General features: G+C 57.6%; 18 protein-coding genes. 9 read left to right on the top strand and 9 right to left on the bottom strand.

Going from position 1 to position 23,770, the window contains the following annotated elements; all coding sequences use genetic code 11:
• Window positions 1-2 precede the first annotated feature (2 nt).
• The 5 genes from Q0650_RS14850 to Q0650_RS14870 form a co-directional block, all read right to left on the bottom strand.
• The gene (locus Q0650_RS14850) at window positions 3-305 is read right to left on the bottom strand and encodes a circadian clock KaiB family protein (RefSeq protein WP_298820303.1); all 303 of its coding nucleotides are present in this window, start codon (window positions 303-305) and stop codon (window positions 3-5) included.
• Window positions 298-2,004: a circadian clock protein KaiC gene (kaiC, locus tag Q0650_RS14855; protein WP_298820305.1), complete on the bottom strand. Its 1,707-nt coding sequence runs from the start codon at window positions 2,002-2,004 to the stop codon at window positions 298-300. The genes Q0650_RS14850 and kaiC overlap by 8 nt, the downstream gene beginning before the upstream one ends.
• Before the next feature lie 96 nt (window positions 2,005-2,100).
• Window positions 2,101-3,366, bottom strand: a complete 1,266-nt coding sequence (locus Q0650_RS14860; protein WP_298820307.1) for a response regulator — start codon at window positions 3,364-3,366, stop codon at window positions 2,101-2,103.
• A 57-nt stretch (window positions 3,367-3,423) separates the two neighbouring features.
• Window positions 3,424-4,158 (bottom strand): prolipoprotein diacylglyceryl transferase, encoded by a 735-nt coding sequence (locus Q0650_RS14865; RefSeq protein ID WP_298820309.1) that lies wholly within the window; start codon window positions 4,156-4,158, stop codon window positions 3,424-3,426.
• A gap of 223 nt (window positions 4,159-4,381) precedes the next feature.
• Entirely contained in the window at window positions 4,382-4,930 is a 549-nt protein-coding gene (locus Q0650_RS14870) for a peroxiredoxin (protein WP_298820311.1), read from the bottom strand.
• A 376-nt stretch (window positions 4,931-5,306) separates the two neighbouring features.
• On the opposite strand from Q0650_RS14870, the gene Q0650_RS14875 reads away from it, so the two are divergent.
• From Q0650_RS14875 to Q0650_RS14905, 7 genes are all read left to right on the top strand, one after another.
• Window positions 5,307-6,320 carry a DNA-directed RNA polymerase subunit alpha gene (locus tag Q0650_RS14875; RefSeq protein WP_298820313.1) on the top strand — a complete coding sequence of 338 codons (1,014 nt, stop codon included), beginning with the start codon at window positions 5,307-5,309 and terminating at the stop codon, window positions 6,318-6,320.
• Window positions 6,321-6,346: 26 nt separating this feature from the next.
• The gene (gene rho / locus Q0650_RS14880; RefSeq protein ID WP_298820325.1) at window positions 6,347-7,606 is read left to right on the top strand and encodes a transcription termination factor Rho; all 1,260 of its coding nucleotides are present in this window, start codon (window positions 6,347-6,349) and stop codon (window positions 7,604-7,606) included.
• A gap of 33 nt (window positions 7,607-7,639) precedes the next feature.
• Entirely contained in the window at window positions 7,640-8,269 is a 630-nt protein-coding gene (locus tag Q0650_RS14885) for a molybdenum cofactor guanylyltransferase (protein WP_298820327.1), read from the top strand.
• 158 nt (window positions 8,270-8,427) lie between these two features.
• Window positions 8,428-9,744: a WD40 repeat domain-containing protein gene (locus tag Q0650_RS14890; protein ID WP_298820329.1), complete on the top strand. Its 1,317-nt coding sequence runs from the start codon at window positions 8,428-8,430 to the stop codon at window positions 9,742-9,744.
• 2 nt (window positions 9,745-9,746) lie between these two features.
• Window positions 9,747-10,598, top strand: coding sequence for a class I SAM-dependent methyltransferase (locus tag Q0650_RS14895; RefSeq protein ID WP_298820332.1), 852 nt, complete (start codon window positions 9,747-9,749; stop codon window positions 10,596-10,598).
• 42 nt (window positions 10,599-10,640) lie between these two features.
• Complete coding sequence (locus Q0650_RS14900) at window positions 10,641-11,183, top strand: acyl-CoA thioesterase (RefSeq protein ID WP_298820334.1); 543 nt, start codon at window positions 10,641-10,643, stop codon at window positions 11,181-11,183.
• 47 nt (window positions 11,184-11,230) lie between these two features.
• Complete coding sequence (locus Q0650_RS14905; RefSeq protein WP_298820336.1) at window positions 11,231-11,911, top strand: response regulator transcription factor; 681 nt, start codon at window positions 11,231-11,233, stop codon at window positions 11,909-11,911.
• 245 nt (window positions 11,912-12,156) lie between these two features.
• Here the strand turns inward: Q0650_RS14905 and meaB are convergent, their stop codons facing one another.
• From meaB to Q0650_RS14920, 3 genes are all read right to left on the bottom strand, one after another.
• Window positions 12,157-13,269: a methylmalonyl Co-A mutase-associated GTPase MeaB gene (gene meaB, locus Q0650_RS14910; protein ID WP_298820338.1), complete on the bottom strand. Its 1,113-nt coding sequence runs from the start codon at window positions 13,267-13,269 to the stop codon at window positions 12,157-12,159.
• Between the two features lie 159 nt (window positions 13,270-13,428).
• Window positions 13,429-15,630 (bottom strand): methylmalonyl-CoA mutase, encoded by a 2,202-nt coding sequence (scpA, locus tag Q0650_RS14915; RefSeq protein WP_298820340.1) that lies wholly within the window; start codon window positions 15,628-15,630, stop codon window positions 13,429-13,431.
• Window positions 15,627-17,768 carry a methylmalonyl-CoA mutase family protein gene (locus Q0650_RS14920; RefSeq protein WP_298820342.1) on the bottom strand — a complete coding sequence of 714 codons (2,142 nt, stop codon included), beginning with the start codon at window positions 17,766-17,768 and terminating at the stop codon, window positions 15,627-15,629. Before Q0650_RS14920 ends, scpA begins: the two co-directional genes overlap by 4 nt.
• Before the next feature lie 328 nt (window positions 17,769-18,096).
• Here Q0650_RS14920 and topA point away from each other — a divergent pair, with 328 nt between their 5' ends.
• Window positions 18,097-20,451, top strand: a complete 2,355-nt coding sequence (gene topA, locus Q0650_RS14925) for a type I DNA topoisomerase (RefSeq protein WP_298820344.1) — start codon at window positions 18,097-18,099, stop codon at window positions 20,449-20,451.
• Window positions 20,452-20,532: 81 nt separating this feature from the next.
• Here topA and Q0650_RS14930 read toward each other — a convergent pair whose 3' ends face one another.
• A complete protein-coding gene (locus tag Q0650_RS14930) occupies window positions 20,533-21,924 on the bottom strand; it encodes a hypothetical protein (RefSeq protein WP_298820346.1) in 1,392 nt (463 codons plus the stop codon).
• 342 nt (window positions 21,925-22,266) lie between these two features.
• On the opposite strand from Q0650_RS14930, the gene Q0650_RS14935 reads away from it, so the two are divergent.
• The coding region (locus tag Q0650_RS14935; RefSeq protein WP_298820348.1) for a helix-turn-helix domain-containing protein at window positions 22,267-23,770 on the top strand (1,504 nt) is incomplete at its 3' end.

Below are 23,770 nucleotides of genomic sequence, written 5' to 3' on the forward strand. Positions count from 1 at the left end.
GCTCAGCTCCCTGTATGTCGCCGGGGCGTCAGATCAAGACCAACCAGCACCCGTTCGGTATTCGAGAGATCGCCAACGATTTTTCGCATAGGTGGTGGCAATTTACGCACCAGAGTTGGAATGGCCAGAATGTTGTCGCTGATAGCCCGTTCGGGTTCGTGATGAAGATCGATGACCTGGACACGGTAGCGACCACCCAGATACTGATCGCAAATGCGACGCAAATTGGCAATTGCGAGCAAGCTTTTCGGAGTCTGACCGGCAATATAAAGCCAGAGATCGTACTCCGGTAGTTGATTATCCATCGCTATCCTCTTGGCTCGCGCTACGGTATCGGGCAGCGGCTAGCCGGCTCTGAGCCTGGGCACGCGCCCGCGCCTCGGTTAACACGGCATCGGTCTGCATCTCCTCTTCAAGCGCGGCAAGTTCTGATTGTAACGCTTCAATTTGCAGCGCCAACTGCCGGCGTTGCCATGCATAGCGACGCTGGCGTTGTTGCGCTTCGCGCTGGAGCAGTTCATATTCTTGCTGTTCCCTGACTTGCGCGGCAATACGCGCCGCGCCGACCAGAATATTCTCGCCGGTGGCGAAAATCTCAACCAGGGCCAGCCCCCGTTCATTCATCACCAGTTCGCGCACCTGATTTGAGTGGCGCATGCCACGTGATTTGAGCACCAGCAGACTGCGGTTTCGTTCGCCGTTGCCTTCGTGATGACGAAGCACAATCCACGTATCAACGAGCGAGGAAATGTTGACTTCGCTTTGAGTGGGGTCGGCGCCAGCATTGGTCAGGCTGGTGGCAAGCGTAGTCGCGCCAAGCGCGCTCAGGCCATCGAAGAGCCGGAAGAGCATAGCGGTAATATCGACCGGTCGCCCGATAGTGTGAAAGCCGGTGATTGGATCGATCACAACCACCCGCGCGCCGCTCCGTTCGACGGTATCGAGCATGGTAACCAGATGGGTCTCCATCCCGGCGAGCGCCGGTCGGCTGCTGATAATGTGCAACAGGCCGCGCTCGCGCCACGGCTGGAGATCAATTCCAATTGAACGCATATTACGCGCGACCTGTTCTGCCGACTCCTCGAAGGCGAAAAATACTGCCGGCTCGCCGCGCGCGCATGCCGCTGTGACAAACAGTGCGCCCAGGCTCGTTTTGCCCGAACCGGTCGGGCCGCTGACCAGAATTCGCGAGCCGCGATAATAGCCACCACCCTCGAAAAGCCGATCGAGATCGGGAAATCCGCTTGACAGGCGCTCGGTTGAAGCCGGGTAGGAGAGATTCAACGAGGTAATTGGCATCATCACGATTCCGTGTGGCCCGATAGTGAATGGATACTCGTTGACGCCGTGAGCTGAACCACGGTATTTGACGATCCGGGCTGAGCGGGTCAACACGTGTTCGGTAATCCGATAATCGAGCAAAATCACGCAATCGGCCACGAACTCTTCGATGCCAAACCGGCTCAGGCCTGGGCCGGCTCGTTCGGCGGTGATGATAGCCGTCAAGCCACGCTGGCGTAACCAGCGGAAGAGTCGTTGTAATTCACCGCGCAGAATCGTCTGATTACCAAAAGCGCTGAAGAGGGTTTCGATCGTGTCAAGCGCGATTCGCTTTGCCCCGATCCGATCGATCAACAGGCCGAGCCGGATGAATAATCCTTCGAGATCATACTCGCCAACTTCGGCTACTTCACCCTGCTCAAGGTCAATCCACTCGATCAGCAGCAATCCACGCTGTTCCAGATCGGCTACATCAATAGCGATACTGGCCATATTGAGCCGGAGATCGGCTGGACTTTCTTCGAACGAGATAAACAGACCAGGCTCACCGTAGAGTGCTGCGCCGCGAGCCAGCGCCTCAAACGCGAGCAGGGTTTTGCCACAGCCGGGACCGCCACAAATCAGCGTTGGCCGACCACGCGGCAGACCGCCGCCAGTGATTTCATCAAGGCCACGGATCCCGGTTGGCGCTTTAGGCAAGCTGACAGCGATCTTCTGTTCCACCAACCAGCTCCTCTCCTGCTTGAGCGATACCAGCCCTTTGATGAGTGACGCGCCGTTCAATGCGTCGACTTACGCAGGCTGATGCAGTCCGGTGAGTTATCCGGGTAGAGATTGTTCTGTCAGCGCGCTAAACCCAAGACTGGCCAGCTCAGCCAGCACGGCAGCCGTCTGGTAACTACCGCCATTAACCGGATCAGGATGGTACAGGCTGAGCAAACCGATGACGTTGCCGTGTTGCCGAATGGGCAGGCACATCCGCTCACCCAGCAATCCATGCGGAATAAAATGGCAGACATGACTATCACCGGCCAGACTCAAAGCCCAACGACGTTCACCCCAGCACGAGCAACGAGGCACCGGTCGATGCACGAGCGGCTCGCCCCAATGTCCAACCGGATGGACGAGATCGGTTGTGGGATTGTAGATTAACAGGGTGCCCCGGTGTCCTGGCAAGAGCGTGGCGCCAGCGTTAATAATTGCGGTATACACCTCCTGGGGTGAGCGAGCTTCACCGAGGGCATGGGCCAATGTGCCGAGCGTGACCATAGCTTTCTCGCGTTGTTCCAGGATGGATTGGAACGTATGCAATTGTCGTTTCGCGTCTTGCAATTGATTGATCACACGCTGCCGCTCACTCACATCACGGAAGACGATGACCACACCTTCGTTGGCGCCATCGTCGCCGGAGATCTGAGCAACGGTATGCTCGACCAGTAAGCGATTGCCGTTCTTGGTCAGCAGGGTTACTGGTGGTGGCAGACCATTATCAGTGGTTGCCGTCACACTGTCGGCGGGCAACCCGGTGTTGGTTGCGATCAGAGTGTAGAAACGTGACAGCGGCCAGCCAATTGCTTCTTCAGGAGTGATTCCCAATAAGCGCGCCGCAACCGGATTGACAAAGGTGATCCGGCTCTGCGGATCAGTGACAATGACCCCGTCGCCGATACTGGTCAGCGTTGTGCGGAGATGCCGTTCACTGGCCTGAAGACGGCATTCTAACCGATGCTTATACGCGGCAACGGCAATTGCCACCTCAAGTTCACGCTCGTCAAACGGCTTCAGCAGGTAAGCCCATGGTTCGGCGAGTAAGGCCTCGCGCACTGTTTGATCGTCGGCGTGAGCAGTCAAAAATACAACTGGCACTCCCCAGCGGCTATAAATCTGGCGCGCGGCTTCAATGCCATCCATCGCGCCGCTCAGACGGATATCCATTAAAACCAGGTCAGGCTGTTGGCGCGCAACCGTGATCAGAGCTGCTTCACCACTTGTCACTACATCGAGGACTGAATGGCCAATGCGCCGTAAGGTCTGACTCAAGTCTTGCGCGATAATCAGTTCGTCTTCGACGATCAACACCCGCATGTGTCTTCTCGTAAACTTCCAGTGCAAGGATTTTGCTGGTAGTGCTAGTATACCGCGTCATGAAGGTTGGTGTTGCGGAAAGATTTCTGACCATATTCGGATAATAATGACAAGTATTGTCAACGCGACGACCTGAGACAGGCGAACATTACCCGGCAGCAGCCATCCGGTGGCAGCAAATCCTTCGCCGATCAACGTACCGGCAGCCAGGATAGCTGTTGTCGTGAGGAAGGCTGCGCCGGCAGGTTGCGGTTGGCGATAGCGCGCGCGCCAGACGATCAGGGCGATCAGCGCAGTGAATGCGGCGTAGAGCTGAGTGGGATGGCGTGATTCACCCCAGAGCTGGATGGCCCACGGCAGATCGGCAGGTAACCCATAGCCATCGCCACTGGCGAGTTGGGCCAGGGCATAGGTGAGCGCTGCCAGCGCAAGACCGGGAGCGAGCGCATCGAGGGTCGGCCAGAGCGGCCAGCCGCGTCGCCAGAGTAACCAGCCACCAAGACCGACAGCGGTGACAACGCCAGCCGGCAGCGAGAAGGCTTGCAAATCGCGTGATAGCAAAGCCCACGGATCGGCCAGATAGCTCGGCCAGGCCGCCAGAGCATACCCCAGTCGCGCGCCGACTACTCCGGCCAGAAGCGCCACAAAGACGGTCAGAGCGAGCCGTTCGCCATCAAGCTGTCGTCTGCGCGCAGCTCGTTCAATGGCTTGCAGCAATAGCCACCCGCCGAGCAGCATGATGAGGCCAGGAGTGTATATAGCGAAGGGACCAAGATTAAGCACAGGAAGCATAGAGTCTGGGAATTTGTATGTCAGCTTTTAGATCACTTTGTTATTATATATTATAAATGATTATATACTGACAATGTCCCGCAATCATTTCACACCAAATCATACAATAGAAAAAATTACGTTCAGACCATTAGAATGCGCAGCACTCTGACTGCAAACAACGCAGGTTATAGACGGGGTGGCGACAGTCTCGGTGCGTTTGCGTCGCATATCTGCGCATTGTTTACGGTTCTTGTCCGGCGAGTAATGGCTCAATCACGCTTCGTAAACTGGCCTCGCTCAACGGTCCGCCAAAGAAGACCTGGCGAATGATGCCGTTCCGATCAACGATGAAGGTGGTAGGGAGCATGCGAATGCCGTACCGGTTGGCGGTTTCACCGGTGCGATCAAGGGCAATAGGAAAACTCAGACCAAACTCGCGTTGCATGGCGTTGACCGCAGTTATATCGTCCTGACTGGTACTATTAACTGCCAGAATTGTTAACCCGCGCTCACGCTCTTCCCGGTAGATACGCTCAAATGCCGGCATTTCGGCCCGGCAAGGCCCACACCAGCTTGCCCAGAAATTCACTACCACCACGCGGCCACGCATATCGGCCAGCGAGAGTGTCTCGCCGTTAGTCAGTGGCAGAGTCAGATCGGGCGCAATGAAACCCGGTCGTGGGCTGACAAGAGCAGGTTGCGTATCCGGCGGGCGACTGATCACAATCCAGCCAATGCCAGCAATAATAAGAGCGATGGTCAACCAATCACGCCAGACTCCGGTAAGCATAGGCATCTCCAGGCGGCAGGCCAGTGTTGCGCGCCGCAACCTCGGCGAGAAACATCAAATAATGCGCCAGACCCGCATTGCAACGCAAGTCACAATTTTATGGTATCATATAAGGAGTCTGTGGCCTGCACAGCATGTAACTCTCATCACTATGATTAGGTCACGCGCATATGCAGGCGTCTTGCCGCCGCCAACTGCGTTGCAGCGCCGCCAATGGGGCGCACTGTAGGCACAGCTTCCCGTTCTCATCACTTGTGGTTGCGTTTGCAGGTTCGATACGCCAATTGATTGGCGAGGCGTACCATTCATTGCCAGGCTAACGTGGCATGGCAATAACGGGCGCGATAGCTATTGCGGAGCCTTTCGGAACAGGAATATGGAAACGCTTGAATTGTCGCTGATTACGCCAAGGGTTACCCTGATCACTGCGGCTGAAAACTATGGCCGCTTCGCCATTGCGCCTTTGCAGCGCGGCCACGGCTCGTCGCTCGGCAATGCGTTGCGCCGGGTGCTCATCTCGTCGATTCCCGGCGCTGCGGTCACGCGGATTAAGATTGCAGGGGTCATTCACGAATTTTCTGCCATTCCCGGCGTTGTTGAAGACGGAACGCAATTGGTGCTCAATATCAAAGGCATTCGTCTGCGCTCGTACAGCGATCGCGCAGTGGCGTTGCAACTAGTAAAGCAAGGCCCAGGCCCGGTCTTCGCCGGCGATATTGACGCTCCCAGCACCGTTGAGATCGTCAATCCGCAACACTATCTCTGCACCATCGACGATGAACATACGACGTTTGAGATGCAGTTGACGGTCGAGCGCGGTCGTGGTGTGCAACTGGCCGATACGGTGAGCGGGATGCCGATTGGCGAGATTGCGGTCGATGCGCTCTTTAGCCCGATCCCGCGCGTGAACTTTGTGGTGGAAGAGATTGGCGATGATCTGCTCACCGGGTACGACCGCCTGATTATCGAGATCTGGACCGATGGCACCATCAAGCCGGGTGATGCGTTGAGCCATGCTGCTCAGATTTTGAGCCAGTATTTTGGTCGGATTGTCAGTCTGAACCAGCCGGTGGAGCAAGAGCAATCACCCAATCTGCCACCGCCCATCCCTGATGAGATTGCTAACCGCACGATTGATGAACTTGGCCTAAGCACCCGTACCTACAATAGTTTGCGCCGGGCAGAGATCCATACTATCGGCCAGTTGTTGCGTCTTGACGAGCGCGGCCTGATGGGAATCCGCAATTTAGGCGCCAAAGGGATCGAAGAAATCCATCTCCGGCTGGCCGCTCTCGGCTATCGCAGTGGTGAATCTGGCGCTGGCCGGGCATCTGCCTCGCTGACCGATCAGGCCACTCCGCCCACCAATACCCCCCATACAGAGGAGTGATAACACACGCAATGGATGACAAGCGTATGACTTCAGGAACCTCCGAACAAACCGACAAGGCGCGCCGCCGTCGGCGCCGTATCAATGGTGACCAAAGCGCGACAACGGGTAGCGAGTCTCTCACTGCGCTACCTGTAAGTACCGCCACTACCACGTCTGTAGTCGAAGAACCGGTAACGATGCAGGGTTCCGGTTTGTTAGAGATTGTGCCGGATGGTCACGGATTCCTGCGTAATCCCCGGCTTAGCCCTAGCACTGATGACGTGTATGTTGCCCAGTCGCAGATCCGGCGCTTCAATCTGCGCACCGGCGATATGATTGAGGGCCGTGTGCGTCCGCCAAAAGAGGTAGAACGATATCCATCTCTGCTTTATGTTGAACGGATTAACGGTCTACCGGCGGAAGCTGCGCAGAAGCGGCCCCAATTTGAGCAATTAACCCCAATCCATCCAAATGTTCAGATTGTGCTGTCAACCGAGCCAAATATTTTGCCGACGCGCATTGTTGATGTGATTGCGCCGATTGGTCGCGGCCAGCGCGGGTTGATTGTCGCGCCGCCAAAGGCGGGCAAGACGATGCTGCTCAAGGCAATTGCAAATGGCGTTACAACCAATGCTCCCGATATTCAGCTCATCGTGCTTTTGATCGGCGAGCGCCCTGAAGAAGTGACCGATATGCGCCGTTCGGTGCAGGGCGAAGTGGTTGCAGCCACCTTCGATGAGCCGGTTGAGCAGCATATCAAAGTGGCCGAGCTGGTGTTGGAAAAGGCGAAACGACAGGTTGAGCACGGACGCCATGTGGTGATCTTGATGGATTCACTCACTCGCTTGACCCGCGCCTACAATATTGCGATGCCGCCGAGCGGGCGTACCCTCTCTGGCGGTGTTGATCCGGCGGCGCTGTATCCTCCTAAACGGTTCTTCGGTTCGGCGCGTAATATCGAAGACGGTGGCTCGCTTACGATTATTGCTACCTGTCTGGTTGATACCGGCTCGCGCATGGACGATGTGATCTACGAGGAGTTTAAGGGCACCGGTAATATGGAGTTGCACCTCGACCGCAAGCTGGCCGAGAAGCGCATCTTCCCCGCAGTTGATATTCAGCGTTCGGGTACGCGCCGCGAGGACCTGTTGCTCGATCCGGTGACACTGCGTCAGAGCTGGATGCTGCGCCGGATGGTCAGCATGTTGGGCGAGAACGAAGGCGCCGAATTGATGCTGACCCGAATGGCCAAAACGAAGAGTAATGCCGAGTTCCTTGCCTCGCTCGGCAAAGTTGGTTCATAACACTTTCTTTCACTCCAGCGTATTGCGACAACGATGACTGAGCAAACGTTCCTGAGCGGGATCGTGATCGCCGGTGGCCGCAGTCGTCGTTTTGGCACTGATAAGCGAAGGCTGCGGCTGTGGGGCGATTGTGGGCCGCGATTGCTCGATCATGCGGTTGCGCTGTTGCAGCCACTATGCGTTGAGACAATTGTTGTGCTCAATGATGCCGAGGCATGGCCTGATATACCAGCGCGACTGGTGTGCGATGAACAGCCGGGGAGCGGAGCGATCGGTGGTTTAATCAGTGGTTTGCAGGCGATGCGCGCGCCGGCAGCTCTGGTGATTGCTGCCGATATGCCACTGATCGCGCCACAATTGCTGGCTGCGCTGGCGCAGTGGCCCTTTACCGGCGATGCGCTGGCGCCAACGCTCCCCGGTCAGCCTGACCGACCGCAACCGCTGCTGGCAGTCTACCGCCAAAGCGCTTTACCGCCATTGCGCCGCGTTTTCGATCGCGGCGAGCGCCGGTTGCAGACTGCTTTGAGGTCGCTGTCCTGGGTTGATCCTGGCCCTGAACTCTGGCAACGTTACGATCCCCTCGCGCGCTCGCTGATGAATCTGAATACCCCAGATGATTTAGCCATGGTTCAGGCATGGCTGAAGAGCAATTCGCCATGTTGAAGCCCACATTCATTATCGTTAGTTGATGGTATCATGAAAGAAGTGTTATCTGGCAGGCCGTAATAACACAGGTAACATTTATGTAGTTCCGGTATGATTCTTGCAATGTCAATGCTATCATGGACATTGTAGTCCACATAACGACCGGAATGAGCACAATGCAGCAACGTTCCATCCCCAACCTGGTCTTTGATTCGGCCCTCGATCAAGGTTCGTCGGCGCTAGACGCCTTGCGGGCAAGATTGCTGGTGGCCTACGATGGCGCCTGCGCGATGAGTGGCTGTAAGGTGAGCGCTGTGTTGCGCCCGGTTTTGATCGACTCACAGGGTCCAGCAGAACCACACAATGCATTGTTATTGCGCGCCGATCTGCAAATCCTCTTTCAAGCCGGTCTCCTGACAATTGATGCCATGACGCTAGAAGTGCTGGTTGCGCCGGAGCTACGTGATAGCGAATACGGTGCTCTGGCTGGCAGACGGTTGCGCCAGCCCAGTCGCCTGTCCTTGCGCCCCGATCGTCATCTGCTGGCCGCTCACCACCGCTTCTTTCAGCTCGAACGACCGATGTCCGATATGCTCGCCGTTCAGCGTCCGTTGCTGCGCCAGATGTTGTCGGTGCAGAGTTGGGTGAATAGTATCGCGTTTAGCCCTGACCAGCAGTGGCTGGCTACCGGTTCGTGGGATGGGATGGTACGGCTCTGGCGGTTGCCTGATGGACAGTTGCAGCGCGTTATTAGCGGCAATATCGGCGAGATTAACGCAGTGTCTTTTAGCGCCGATGGCCGGTTGATTGCGGCTGCCGGTCGTCAACACGGCGCGCGTGTCTGGCGGGTGAGCGATGGTGAATTGCTGTTCCATCTCGGTGATGAACAGCGTAGTGGCGCGTTTTTCAGCGTTGCCTTTCAACCACACGGCAATGTGATCGCAACTGGCGGCTGGGAGCCGGTTGTTGGTATCTGGAATGCTGCTGATGGTCGGTTGAGCCATTCCTTGTCTGGGCATGAAGGGGTCATCAACAGTGTTGCTTTTAGTCCTGATGGCAAATTGTTGCTCTCTGCCGGTCACGATCGCGTCGCGCGGCTCTGGCAAACACAGAGCTGGTCACTGATGCGGACGATGCAATTTCACAGCGATGCAGTCTTCAGCGTGGCGTTTAGTTCTGACGGTCAACTGGCGGCGAGCGCTGGTGGTGATGGGATGATCGTGGTCTGGCGGGTTAGTGACGGTCATCCGCTGCAAATCATGGCAACCCCTTCTGGCGCTTGCTTTAGCCTTGCGTTTAGCCCCGATAATCGCTATCTGGCCAGCGCTCATTTCGGTCGTATCGCGCGGATCTGGAAGGTGCAAGATGGCACTCTATCGTGGGAACTGAGCGGTCATAATGAGAGTGTCACTGCGGTTGCATTTGCGCCCGGTGGTGATGTGCTCGCCAGTGGCAGCTTTGACTCAACCGTGCGCATCTGGTCTTATCAGTGATCATGTCAGCTCATCATTGCGCGGTGCGCCTATTCTATCGCCAAACCGATTGGATGTTTCGCGTGCTTGGCGTGATTCGCGGTTCCCAGGCTATGCATGCCGGTTTGTGGCAGCAGGCGCGCACACATCGCGCGGCGCTCCGCTCAATCGATGAGACAATGTTGACTGCTGCCCAACTGGCACCTGGTGAGTGCCTGCTCGATGCCGGTTGCGGCGCCGGCGCGAGCGCCAATAGTATTGCCGCTCACCACGAGGGGCCTGTCATCGGTCTCACTCTGGTTCCAGAGCAGGCAAAACGCGCTCGACGTGGAGGAAAAGCTCAGTTTCTCTGCGCCGACTATGCCGCTACACCGCTGTGTGACGCGAGCTGCGATGTTGTGTGGATGCTGGAGAGCATTTGTCACGCTCCTGACAAGCCGGCATTGTTGGACGAAATTGTCCGTTTGTTGCGTCCAGGCGGTCGATTGGTTATCGCCGACCGCTTTGCTGCGCGGCCTGATCTTAGCCCCGCCGAGCGTGATGCCCTCCGATCGTGGCTGTATCCATGGGCAATGCCCGATCTGGTCACGGCTGATGAGTTGATTGAACTGGCCGCTCTGGCCGGCCTGCAACTGAGTCAGCGCACCGATCTGACACTCAGCGCCGGGCCATCGCTTCGCTTTCTCGGTCACTTTGCTCAACTGACCCTGCCGGCTGCGCTGGTATTGCGCGCTCTGCGCCTGCAATCCGATCTCCAGATTGCGGCAATGCGCGGTTGTATTGCCCAGACTCACACCTTCAACGCCGGCCTCTGGCGTTACTGTTTACTGCGGTTTGACAAGCCATCTGGCCGTATCTCTCGCGAGTATACTTGACAAAGCAGCATCTTCGACAGGATCCAGCTCGCGGGGTGATGTATGGAAACGAATGGAGGAACTCACCAGACCGAGCAGTTTCGCACCTTGCAAATGACAGTCTTGATGACGCCCGATATGGCGAATTTCGCCGGCAATGTTCACGGTGGTCATATCCTGAAATTACTTGATCAGGTGGCATATGCCTGTGCGTCACGCTATTCGGGCCGGTATGTGGTGACCGTTTCTGTCGATCAGGTGATCTTTCGCGCCCGCATTCATGTGGGGGAACTGGTGACGTTTTTGGCGTCGATTAACTATACCGGCAATACCTCGATGGAGGTCGGGATTCGGGTGGTGGCCGAGAATATTACTGCGCGCACGCAGCGCCACGTGATGACGTGCTACTTTACAATGGTGGCTGTTGATGAGCATTTTCGTCCCTGTCCGGTACCACCCGTGCGGATCGAAACCGCCGAACAGCGTCGGCGCTGGATGGCAGCTCGCTTGCGGCGGGAGTTGCGTCGCGAGATTGAGCAACGGAGTCTGGAGATTCGCCAGCATCCTGAAGATTTTTTGAACGAACTTGATAGTGAACCGCATTAACCTGTAAATCCGTTGACGAACGAACGGTCTCTTCGTATACTACAGGCATGGCGCGAATTTTGATCATTGAAGACGAGACGGAAATTGCTTCTTATCTACGACGCGGCCTGAGCCTTGAAGGCTACCGGGTAGACGTGGCTTTTGATGGCGCGCAAGGCCTGAACATGGCAGCTACCGGCAACTATGATCTCATTGTGCTTGATCTGATGTTGCCGGAAGTTGATGGGTTTGAAGTGGCCCGTCGCCTGCGTGTCGAGTCAAGCATCCCGATCATCATGTTAACGGCGCGCGATGCCGTGCGTGACCGCGTGGCCGGTTTGGAAGCCGGCGCTGATGATTACCTGGTGAAGCCGTTTGCGTTTGAAGAGCTGCTGGCTCGGATCCGCGCCCAGTTGCGACGCCAGCAGGCCGGTCAGCGCCAGGATATATTACGATTTGCTAATCTGACCCTTGATACTCGTTCGCGCGAGCTGCGGGTGGGAGATCGGCGGGTAGAATTGACTGCCAAAGAGTATGATTTGCTTGAACTCTTTATGCGCCACCCGAATCAGGTGTTGACCCGCGACATCATCTACGACCGGGTTTGGAACTACGACTTTGGCGGCGAGAGCAATATTATCGAAGTGTATGTGCGTTACTTGCGCCAGAAGCTTGAGGCAAATGGCGAACCGCGCTTGATCCATACTGTGCGCAGTGTAGGCTACATTCTGCGTGAAGATGGGTCATGACACGGCGCTGACGCTCGTTCACGATTCCCCAACCCAGCAGCAACTGTGGCGCGTCACTCACCACTACAGCCTGTACAGGTGCCGGTCATTGGATATGCGTTGAGCGCGCGCAACTGCTCATCGATCAGCGAGTAGAGCCAGTCGCGCTCCTGTTCGCGGCGGTGGGATCCCAGGATTGCCGCGCGCTGTGGCTTCGGCGCGGAAGCATTCGATCTCATACCCCACTGCCATCCGCAAAGGTGCGTTCACGATTCCCCTAATGCGGCCAGCAACTGCTGCACGGCACTCACTACCGGCAGACTACCTTCCACCACTGCCTGCTCAATCACCGGCAATCGGGCACGCACCGTCGGATGGGCGAAGAAGAGCGCGCGCAACTGCTCATCGATCAGCGAGTAGAGCCAGTCGCGGGCCTGTTCGCGGCGGCGGGAGGCCAGGACGCCGCTCGCCGTAGTCTCGGCGCGGAAGCGTTCAATCTCATTCCACACCGCCGCTATCCCGTCTCCGGTGAGTGCCGAGCAGGTGCGCACCGGTGGTTTCCATCCCGGTGTCGCCGGCGCGAGGTACCGCAGCGCGTGGCGATATTCGGCCTGCGCCGCCAGCGCTCGCGCCTTATTATCGCCATCGGCTTTCGTGATGACCAGCGCATCAGCCAGCTCGATCACACCCTTCTTGATCCCTTGCAGCTCATCGCCGGCGCCGGCCAGCATTAACAGCAAAAAGAAGTCAACCATGCCGCGCACAGCAGTCTCACTCTGTCCAACGCCGACCGTCTCGACCAGCACAATGTCGAAACCGGCTGCCTCGCAGAGCAGCAGTGTTTCGCGCGTTTTGCGGGCCACGCCGCCCAAACTACCGCCCGATGGCGAAGGACGAATATAGGCATTGGGATGACGGGCGAGCCGCTCCATGCGCGTTTTATCGCCGAGGATGCTGCCGCGTGAAATGCTGCTCGAAGGATCGATGGCCAGCACAGCCACCCGATGCCCCCGATCGCAGAGCATCGTGCCGAGCGCCTCAATAAAGGTGCTTTTGCCAACTCCGGGCACGCCGGTGATACCGACCCGCAAGGCGCCGCCGGTGAAGGGCAGCAAAGCGCGCAACACCTCTTGGGCCTGAGCAATGTGCGATGTTGCATTACTCTCAATCAGGGTGATAGCGCGAGCAAGGATAGCGCGATCGCCGCGACGCACGCCATCGACGTACTCTTCAACCGTAAGCTGGCGGCGCCGAGAGCCGACTGATGGAGTAGCCGGAGCGGGCGCGCTGCCAGGCAGGCCGTCGTGACGGCTGGCAATTCCGGCCAGCACCGACAGCGCGAAGGGCATATCATCGGTAGTTGAATGCTCGTTGGTCATAACAGGTCTCTGCAATGGCTGACGCATTCCGCAGCGCTTGTTCGCAAACGCTGCCCCCGCTCTCAGTCAACGAGAGCGGGGTTGATCTGTTTGTCGATCATGGTGGCGCAGACCCACCTCTTGACATGCTAAGTGATGGAGCCTCCTTGCGCCAATCTATCATTGGGCCGGCGCAGCAACGCTGTCACCGTGCAGACGACGTTGCAATTCGCGCAGTAACTTCTCGGCGGCGACCGGAATGATGGTGCCAGGACCAAAGATCAGTGCCGCGCCATGCGCGCGCAGGAAGTCGTAATCCTGTGGCGGAATGACACCGCCGATTACAACCATGATGTCGTCCCGGCCCAGTTTGCGCAACTCTTCGACCAGTTGCGGCAACAGCGTCTTGTGACCGCCGGCCAGTGAGCTGATTCCGACCACGTGGACATCGTTCTCAACGGCCTGTCGGGCTACCTCGTCTGGGGTCTGGAAGAGTGAGCCGATATCGACATCGAAGCCGAGGTCGGCGAAGGCGGTTGCCACCACTTTCGCGCCACGATCGTGACCATCCTGGCCGATCTTGGCTACCAGAATGCGGGGCCGGCGGCCTTCGAGGGCGGCAAAAGAGTCGGCTAGCGCGCGCACGTGCTGAATCTGCTCGGCATCATTATATTCACTACCGTACACTCCCGACACTGAGCGAATGTCAGCTTTGAAGCGCCCAAAGACCTTCTCCATTGCCAGCGAAATCTCACCGAGGGTAGCCCGCGCGCGCGCCGCTTCGATAGCCGCAGCCAGAAGATTACCTTCGCCGGTAGCAGCCACGCGAGTCAGTTCGGCTAAGGTTGCCTGCACTTTGGCTTCGTCGCGTTCGGCGCGCAGCTTCTGCAAGCGCTCGATCTGCTTCTGGCGCACAGCGGAGTTATCCACTTCCAGAATTTCAATTGGCGCTTCATACTCGAGCCGATACTTGTTGACCCCCACAATCGTCTCGCGACCCGAGTCAATATGGGCCTGGCGACGGGCCGCCGCCTCTTCGATGCGGAGTTTGGGCAGGCCGGCTTCGATAGCTTTGGCCATGCCTCCCAGCTCTTCTACTTCCTGGATGTGATCCCATGCCCGCCGGGCCAGGGCATCGGTCAGCCACTCAAGATAGTACGAACCACCCCACGGATCGACAATCTTGCAGATACCCGTCTCTTCTTGCAGGTACAACTGCGTGTTGCGGGCAATGCGGGCCGAGAAGTCAGTTGGTAGAGCGATAGCCTCGTCAAGCGAATTGGTATGCAACGACTGGGTGTGGCCGAGCGCTGCGGCCATCGCTTCGATGCAGGTACGGGCAACATTGTTGAACGGGTCTTGCTCGGTCAGGCTCCAGCCCGATGTCTGACAATGGGTGCGCAGCGCCAGCGAACGCGGATCCTTGGGATTGAATTGCTTGATAATCCTGGCCCAGAGCAGGCGGGCAGCGCGCATCTTGGCGATCTCCATGAAATAGTTCATGCCGATCGCCCAGAAGAACGAGAGTCGCGGCGCAAAGGCGTCGATGGCCAGCCCCGCCTTCAAGCCGGCGCGCACATACTCGAGGCCATCGGCCAGGGTATAGGCCAGCTCAAGATCGGCGGTGGCGCCAGCCTCTTGCATATGGTAGCCCGAAATGCTGATGCTGTTAAATTTGGGCATATGGCGGGCAGTATAAGCGAAAATATCGGCAATGATGCGCATCGATGGCTCAGGCGGGTAGATGTAGGTATTGCGCACCATGTACTCTTTCAAGATGTCGTTTTGGATGGTGCCGGTGAGCTGTTCGGGTCGCACACCCTGCTCTTCGGCGGCGACGATGTAGAAGGCCATAATCGGAATCACTGCCCCGTTCATCGTCATCGAGACCGACATCTGATCGAGCGGGATGCCGTCAAACAAAATCTTCATATCAAGCACCGAGTCAATGGCGACGCCAGCCTTGCCGACATCACCCACGACTCGGGGGTGGTCAGAGTCGTAGCCACGGTGAGTGGCCAGGTCGAATGCGACCGACAGACCTTTTTGCCCCGCGGCCAGATTACGCCGATAGAAGGCATTGCTGGCCTCGGCGGTTGAGAAGCCAGCGTACTGGCGGATTGTCCATGGTTGGGTGACGTACATGGTTGGGTAGGGTCCGCGCAGATAAGGGGGGATACCGGCGGTAAAGCCGAGATGCTCGAGGCCGGCCAGGTCGGCAGCCGTGTAGAGTGGGCGCACGTCGATCTGCTCCATCGTGCGCCAGACCAGCTCGCGCAGTGGCTTGCCGGCCTCTTGTTCGGCCAGGGCCTGCCACTGCGCCAGATCGGGCGCGGGGCGCTCGTCGCGGTATGACAGGGTGGTGAAATCAGGGTTTTTCACTCAGCCACTCCTTTCAAGCGTTGCAGCCGGGCCAGCGTTTCATAACAGTTAGCGCGCAGATGGATGAACTCATCGACTCCGGCAGCGCGATACATGTCGATCAGATCGGTAGGATACCCGGCCAGGACAATGGTTGTATCGGGTCGTTGCGCTTTAATGGTTTGGGCCAATTCCGGCACAATATCGGGATAGGTTTCGTCGGTTGAGCAGATTGTGACAATTTCGGCGCCAGAGGCCAATGCAGCCGCAGCAGCTTCAGCAGCGGTAGCAAAGCCATCATTCCCAATGACGGCGAAGCCGCCGGCGGTAAAGAAGCCGGTCGCGAAGTCGGCGCGTGCCTTGTGCTGGCTGATCGGTCCCATATTGGCAAGAAAGACCGTCGGACGACGACCTGCGCGGGTCGTGTAGGCATCGGCTGCGGCGCGCAGGGCTTCAAACTGTTCGGCGGCGCGATAGGCTGACAACGATGTTACCTGCGGGGCGGCGCTATCGGCAGCAGCCAGCGCGCAGCTCAGCTCGCCCAATGTCGCGCCAGCGCGTGTGGCGGCCAGGGTAGCGGTCATTGTGCGTTGTTGCGCCAGTTCCAACAGAGCGGCGTGGCATGCTTCCTCTGAACGAGTCTCGCGCGCATGGCGCAGCTCAACGGCGCGTGCCGCATGCAACTGAACATGATCGATCTGGCGCACTTCCGGTAATTTCTCGGCCAGGTTGGGGTACATATTGACGCCAACAATCACTTCGCGTCGGTGAGCGATTGCATCGAATCGCTCAGCGCGCGTAGCGGCAATTGCCGTTTGCGGTATTCCGGCTTGCAGTGCTGCCGCCATACCACCCTGGCGTTCGATCTCCTGGAAGAAGGCCCATGCCCTGGCAGCAATCTCATCGGTCAACTTCTCGACTGCCCACGATCCGCCTGGCGGATCGATCAGGCGGAAGAAATTGCACTCCTCTTGCAGGATGACATGCAGATTGCGCGCGATCCGACGCGAAAACTCATCAGGTAAGCCCCAGGCTTCATCGAAGTGACTGATGTGAATACTCTGCGCTCCACCCATCACCGCTGCCATTGCCTCGCCGGTGGCGCGCAGCATATTGTTATAAACATCGTAGCGCGTTTTCGTCCAGGCCGAGGTACGGACGTGTAGATGCATCCGTTGCGCCGCTTCATCACCGGCAAATGCGGCAACCACGCGCGCCCACAGCATTCGCGCCGCCCGCAAACGCGCTACCTCGAGGAAAAACTGCGATCCAACCGAACAGGCAAACTGGATGCGGGGTGCTACCTCGTTAACGCTCAAACCGCGCGCTTGCATAGCGCGGAGATAAGCCACGCCGGTGGCGAGCGCGCAGCCAAGCTCTTGCGCGGCGTGCGCGCCGCTATTGTGGTAGACGTGGGTGCTGACAATAATCGAGCGCAGGCGAGGCGTATTGGCGATCGCCCATCGCGTCCATTCGGCCAGGAGGTCGTAACAGCGATCGAGTGAGGCCGGCAGCGTGCCGCTGGCGGCCAGTATCCCGAGCGGGTCTGCGCCCAGACAGCCGTGTACCTGATCGAGCGCCGCGCCCTGTTCGGTTGCGGCAGTCAGCAGGATGGCGGCAACCGGCAATGCTTGCGCGCCGGCATTGATGAATAACGCCACCCGACTCAGATCAAGTTGATCGAGCAGACGGCGCGCATCGGCCAGAGTTGCCAGTGACAACCCGCCGGCGCCGACCTGAGCTGGCGCGGCAGAGTCGGGATCGAGGCCGTGCAACGTAGCCTGATCGAGCGGTAGGTTGAGTGCCGTCAACCCACGTGGGAGATCGGCATGGGCCGCCTGATTGATTTCGGTTGCCGTTGGGTAGGGCAGTTCCTGCGCAACCTGCCAGCGTTCCAGCAGTGGCCCCAACACGCGAGTATCGCGCGTGAATGGCGCAAAACCGGGCAGGGAGGCCAGGTGTGGAAGATCGGCAATATCGGCAGCGTTGTAAATCGGTTGGAGCAGGATCTGCTCGTAGGTTTTGGTGATCAGGCGCTTTTCGAACGGCGCGCCCTTGAGGGTTTGTTCTGCCGCTGCCCGCCACGCTTCGTAAGTGGCAGGCTCAAACATATCGAATAACGGGACGTGCTGCGCCGTCGTTTGCGTCTCTGGAGCCATAGCAAAACTCCTTACCGGCAGCCCGCGTCAATCCTCGATACCGTTAGTATAACAGCAGATCGAGGCAAAAACGGGCGCAATCAACCTGACCGACGTCGGGTAAAAACTGCTGGTTCTAACCACAGGGTATCTGATCAATGCCGCTTGTCAATAGTTCATCGTAAGCGAGCGAGTTACAGTTCAATAACCTATTGCTGTCGCATTGGGAGTGGGATTATTGCTGAAAGCGGGAACGATCGCTCTTGACAAGCAAGCCGGCGCCGCGTATAGTGCGATGACGATAGATGAAAACCGGTTAACTCATATATTACATAATGGAAACTGTCACATGGGCGAAAAAGTTGTGATCGTTGAGTCGCCGGCCAAGGCGCGGACGATTCAAAAATATTTGGGCAAAGGCTATAAAGTGACCTCGAGCATGGGTCACGTGCGCGATCTACCAAAGAGTGGGCTGGCGATCGATATAGAGCACGATTTTGCCCCTTCTTACGAGATTGTCAAACCGAAAGTCGTGAGTGAGCTGAGTCAGGTGGTGCGCAATGCCGATGCCGTCTACCTGGCGACCGACCCGGATCGCGAAGGTGAAGCGATTGCCTGGCATATTACCCAGGCAGTCAAGCCGCCAAAGAAGACGCCGGTCTACCGCGTAGTGTTTCAAGAGATTACCCGCAATGCGGTGCAACAGGCGTTGCAGCAACCGCGCCAGATCGATCAGAATCTGGTCGATGCGCAACAGGCCCGGCGGGTGCTTGACCGGTTGGTCGGTTATCAGCTTAGCCCATTGCTGTGGGATAAGGTGAAGCGTGGCCTGAGCGCCGGGCGCGTGCAATCGGTGGCAGTGCGGTTGATCGTTGAGCGCGAACGCGAAATCGAAAACTTCCAACCGCAAGAGTACTGGACGATTGAAGCCGATCTGTTGAAAGTGGCAGGGGTAGCGCCACGTGATCTGTTCCGGGCAACCCTGGTCGAGCGCGACGGTAAAAAGCTGGAGAAATTTTCGATAGAAAACCGCGAGCAGGCCGAAGCAATTGTCGCCGATCTCCAGGGGGCCGGGTATACCGTTACGCGGGTTGTGCGACGCGATAAACGGCGTAATCCTGCGCCGCCGTTTACCACCAGTACCCTGCAACAAGAAGCGGCGCGCAAGTTGGGTTTTAGCGCCAAGAAGACAATGACGCTGGCCCAGCGCCTTTATGAAGGAGTGGATATTGGCGGCGATGAGGGAATGGTCGGCCTGATCACCTATATGCGCACCGATAGCGTCCAGGTAGCAGCCGAGGCGCAGGCCGAAGCGCGCGAAGTCATTGATCAGCGATTTGGCGCTGATTACCTCCCCGATCAACCGCCGGTCTATAAGACCAAAGCGAAAGGCGCGCAAGAAGCGCACGAAGCCATCCGTCCTACCAGCAGTGCCCGCGTGCCCGAACGATTGGTCAAACAGCTCGAACCTGACCTCTGGCGGCTTTACGATCTGATCTGGAAGCGATTTATTGCTTCCCAGATGGCCCCTGCCATATTCGATAGCACGACGGTTGATATTACTGCCCGGCCAGCGATTGCCACGGCGCCGCTGTACCTCTTCCGCGCTACCGGCTCAGTGCTCAAGTTCCCCGGCTTCCTCGCCGTCTACAACGTCAGTCTTGACGAAGGCGAAGAAGATGAAGATAGCGAGCGCCGTTTGCCGCCACTGGCCGAAGGTGAGTCGTTAGAACTGGTTGAGTTGTTGCCAGTGCAACACTTCACGGAACCGCCGCCGCGCTATACCGAAGCCAGTCTGGTCAAAGAACTGGAACGGTTGGGAATCGGGCGGCCCAGCACCTATGCGACCATCCTCTCGACCATCCAGGAGCGCGAATACGTCGAGATGGTCGATAAGAAGCTGGTGCCGACTACCTTAGGGCGCGTGGTGACCGATTTACTGGTTGAATATTTTGGTAACATCGTCGATTATGACTTTACCTCGGCGCTCGAACAGCAGCTCGATGATATTGCTGAAGGGGCGAAGAAATGGGTGCCGGTGCTGCGCGAGTTTTACGGCCCCTTCCGCTCGACACTCGAGACAGCTCAGCGCCAGATGCGCAACATCAAGCGCGAAGAGATCACAACTGATCTTGACTGTCCGAAGTGTGGCCAGGGTAAGCTGGTGATCAAGTTTGGCCGCAACGGTGAGTTTCTGGCCTGTTCGCGTTACAACCGTGACGATGATAGTGAGTCGTGCGATTTCACCAGCGATTTTCACCGCGACGAAAACGGTCAAATCGTGCTCGACAAGGCCAGTGCCCCCGAAACGAGCGATGTCCTGTGCAATCTCTGCGGGCGACCGATGGTGATCAAAAAGAGCCGCTTTGGTCCTTTCCTCGGCTGTTCGGGCTATCCCGAATGCGCGAATACTCGCCGGCTTGGGCGTGATGGCAAACCGGTGCCGTTGCCCGAACCAACTGGCGTGCCGTGCCCAAAGTGCGGTGAAGGCGAATTGTTGCGCCGACGCGGCAAGTTTGGTCGTCCGTTCTACGGTTGCTCGCGCTACCCCAAGTGCGATTATATTGCCAACTCGCTCGATGAAGCGCAGGCCGGTGTGGTGGTAGAGGCGGCAACCGGTAATTCCGCTGTGGCTCCTGCTACGGCAGAAAAACCGGCGCCGTCGAGTCGCAAGTCAGGTGGCAAGGCGCGCAAGACGGCGTAGAGCTGTCGGGTTGGCGCGCCCTCTTGCCTTCATCATCAGGATTAAGGCGACAGATGATGAATCTGTCGCCTTTCGCAATCGCTATGATGATACTGTGCTGCCATCGGGCACAACGGTTTCAGCGCGACGGATCTTGTTCGTGGCCTGACCGTAAATAATCTGGCGATATACCGTATAGTTGATGAGGCATAGGGCCGGAATGGCAAAGATTCCAATCCCAGGCGCCGATTGCAACGCGATCAGAAAGATGGCCACAAACCGCAGCCCCCAATTGGTAAAGCAGCCAATTCCTACCGGTACATAACTCTGCAAGCTGGAAATCAGGCTGAGCCGATAATAGATGATTGCCGGTACCACGCCAATGACAGGCACTAATCCGAGCAGTCCACTGATCAGTAACGCACGCGGCAGTTGCCGATCAAGTGTGCGGATGAACGTATTGACCTGCGCAATATCGGCAAAGGTGACAGTCGCGCACGCCGGGCATGCCTGTTGGATATCACGTTTCTTGAGCCGGGTGGCGCAGCTTGGGCAGCGGCGATTCTTGATCAGGGCAATCCTATGGGCCGCCGGGTCGGTTACCGGTTCTGGTCGTGGTTGGCCAAACATGCCCACCATGCGGGGCTGCTGGTTGAGCTGGCGGCATGAAGGGCATTCCAGCGCCGAGGGATGCATCTGACTGCCGCAACTGGCACATGCAATGAGCTGCTTGCGTTCCCGCGCCTCGAAATAACGTCGGATCAACCAGAGACTCAGCACAGTAATCCCGGCCAGGAGTAAGGCCAATAACGGGAAGAAAATCAGTACGATAGTCGTGGTAATCGCCCACCCGCCATCACCAAGCGAGAAGAGCCGCAACAGGCCGAGATGTCCGCCCGGATCCATCAGTGAAATCAACCCGATAATAGCAGCGCGAATGCCAGAGATAATCCAGATCGCGACACTGGCAATAGTTGACCAGATAATTGCGATTGGTTGGGCCAGCCATGCTAATGCCTCAGCCGGCTGCACTGCCATCGGCGCAACGGTTGCCACTGCCACGCCACCGCTCAGCAGCGCGAGCGCGTCGGGTGGCAACGTTTGCGCTAACAGATTGAGAATTTCCTCCATCTGGCTATTGACCATACCGTACTGCACTGAGAAGCCGGCAAAGGTCTTGACCATACGGTTGACAAATCCCATCATTTCTTGCGCCGTGGCGCTGCGTTCGCTTGACCACTCGTAGATGACGCCAAGCGCAATCAAGAATAGAAATGGCCCTTCAAACGCCCATGCCGGCAGATCGACTCCACCGACTTGACTCGCGAACAAGGTTGAGAACCCCATCGTTTCACGGGCGATCTGTTCGGGATTTAGCATGTGCTGTTGCACCAGGCCGCCGATGAACAGCAACACCAGAACGCTGGTGAACGGGTAGGCCGACAATGCCGGGGTTAGTCCGACCGATTGAATGAGACTGGTGAAGTGGATCATGGATTCTCCTGCATTGAACGATGATATTTCCCAATCGGTATGCGCTTACAATTCGATCTTATTTCAGCTCCTTTCTCTGCTATACTCGTTCAAGGCAGGAAGCAGACTCTGCCTTCGCTCACGAAGTCGGACGAAGAGGCACTTCGGCTCTGGCGGAAAGCCAGGCAAGACCATCTTGAGCGCTGTTTTCTCTTGCAAACATTGTCTAACGAAAGCTTTACCCGACGATATTCTGGTTGTAACAAACTCTTCAGCCAATAACAAGCCGCAAATGCTACAATGAAGTAACACAAGAGTGACACATGCCCGTATGCCGACAAGTGGTGATCTGGACTCTGAGAAATGTCCATATCGTTTGTGTTTGTCGGCGCAAGGATATACTATCTTTCGCAGGTTGATCACGGCATTGCTGACGCTGAGCCGGCATCCGGCGCTGGAAAGTCGAGCATACCTATCGCTATCACATTTGCCACCATTCTCAAGCAGTGTCGCACCGAACTTGGGTTGACGCAGGCGCAACTGGCTGCGCGCGCGGCCATTTCACTTTCTCTTCTGCGAAAATATGAGTCTGGCGCGCGGCTCCCGCCATTGGCAATGGCAGTTCGTCTGGCCGATGCGTTAGGTTTGCGCGGTGAAGAGCGTGGCGCTCTGCTCGACGCGGTTCGCTTTCAGCGGCTTCCCGCAACGAATGCCGGGAATGGGGCGTCTGCCGGTGGCGTATTGCATACCCGTTTACCGGTAGCGCCGACTCCCTTATTGGGACGTGAAGCAGCTCTGTCGGAGCTTACCCGCTTGATTCGATCGGGTTCGACCCGGCTGATCACGTTAGTCGGCCCGCCGGGGGTAGGTAAATCACGCCTGGCGTTAGCCGCCACCTGGGCGGCGCAGTCAACTTTTGTCGATGGCGCATACTTTGTTGAACTGGCTGAGCTAGACGATCCCTCTGCGGTTGCGGCCAAGATCGCGTTGCGCCTGGGGATTACCGGGGAGGATGTGGAAGCGGCAATACTGTCGTTTCTATCTCAGCGTTCTCTTCTGCTCTGCCTTGACAATTTCGAGCATCTCACGACAGCCGCGCCATTGCTTGCCCGGATCCTCGCTGTGGCGCCTGGTATTATTATTCTCGTGACCAGTCGGGTACCGCTGCGCTTGCGGGCCGAGACTCGCGTGCGGGTGAAGCCGCTGGCATTGCCGACAAAACGGCATCTCAGTGCAGTCGTCTCGGCGCCGGCCATCCGCCTGTTTTGCGAACGCGCCCGGGCAGTCGAACCGTCGTTTACACTCAATGCCGCCAATGTCGAGGCCGTAACGTCGCTTTGCCATTTCCTTGATGGGGTGCCACTGGCGATAGAGTTGGCCGCAGCTCGCATCGATACGCTGGAACCGGCTGCGATTCTGGCCGGTCTCAGGGATAATTTAGACGATCTCGACAGTGGTTTTGCCGATCTGCCCGCACATCAGCGTTCGTTGAATGCCACCATTGCCTGGAGTGAACGAATGCTCTCGCCGGTAGCGCAGCTCTCATTCGCCCGATTGGGTGTGTTTCGGGGCGCGTTTGATGCCACTGCTGCCGATGCGCTCGGTGTGGCTGAGTTAGACCAACTGGTTGAAGCAGGACTTGTTCAGTCTGGCGAGCGTGGACAGTTTCGGCTGCTGGAAACTATTCGGGTCTACGCCGACACTCGTTTGCAGAATCTGCCTGATTCCGCTGTAACCTACCTGCGTCATGCCGCTCACTATGCCGCATTTGCCGAGGCTGCCGGACCTATGCTTGAAGGTGCTTCAGCAGCCAGCATCCTCGGTCAAATCGACGATAATCTCCCCAATCTGCGCGCGGCGATCCGCT

The sequence above is a fragment of the uncultured Chloroflexus sp. genome, from assembly GCF_937129525.1.
Taxonomy (GTDB): domain Bacteria; phylum Chloroflexota; class Chloroflexia; order Chloroflexales; family Chloroflexaceae; genus Chloroflexus.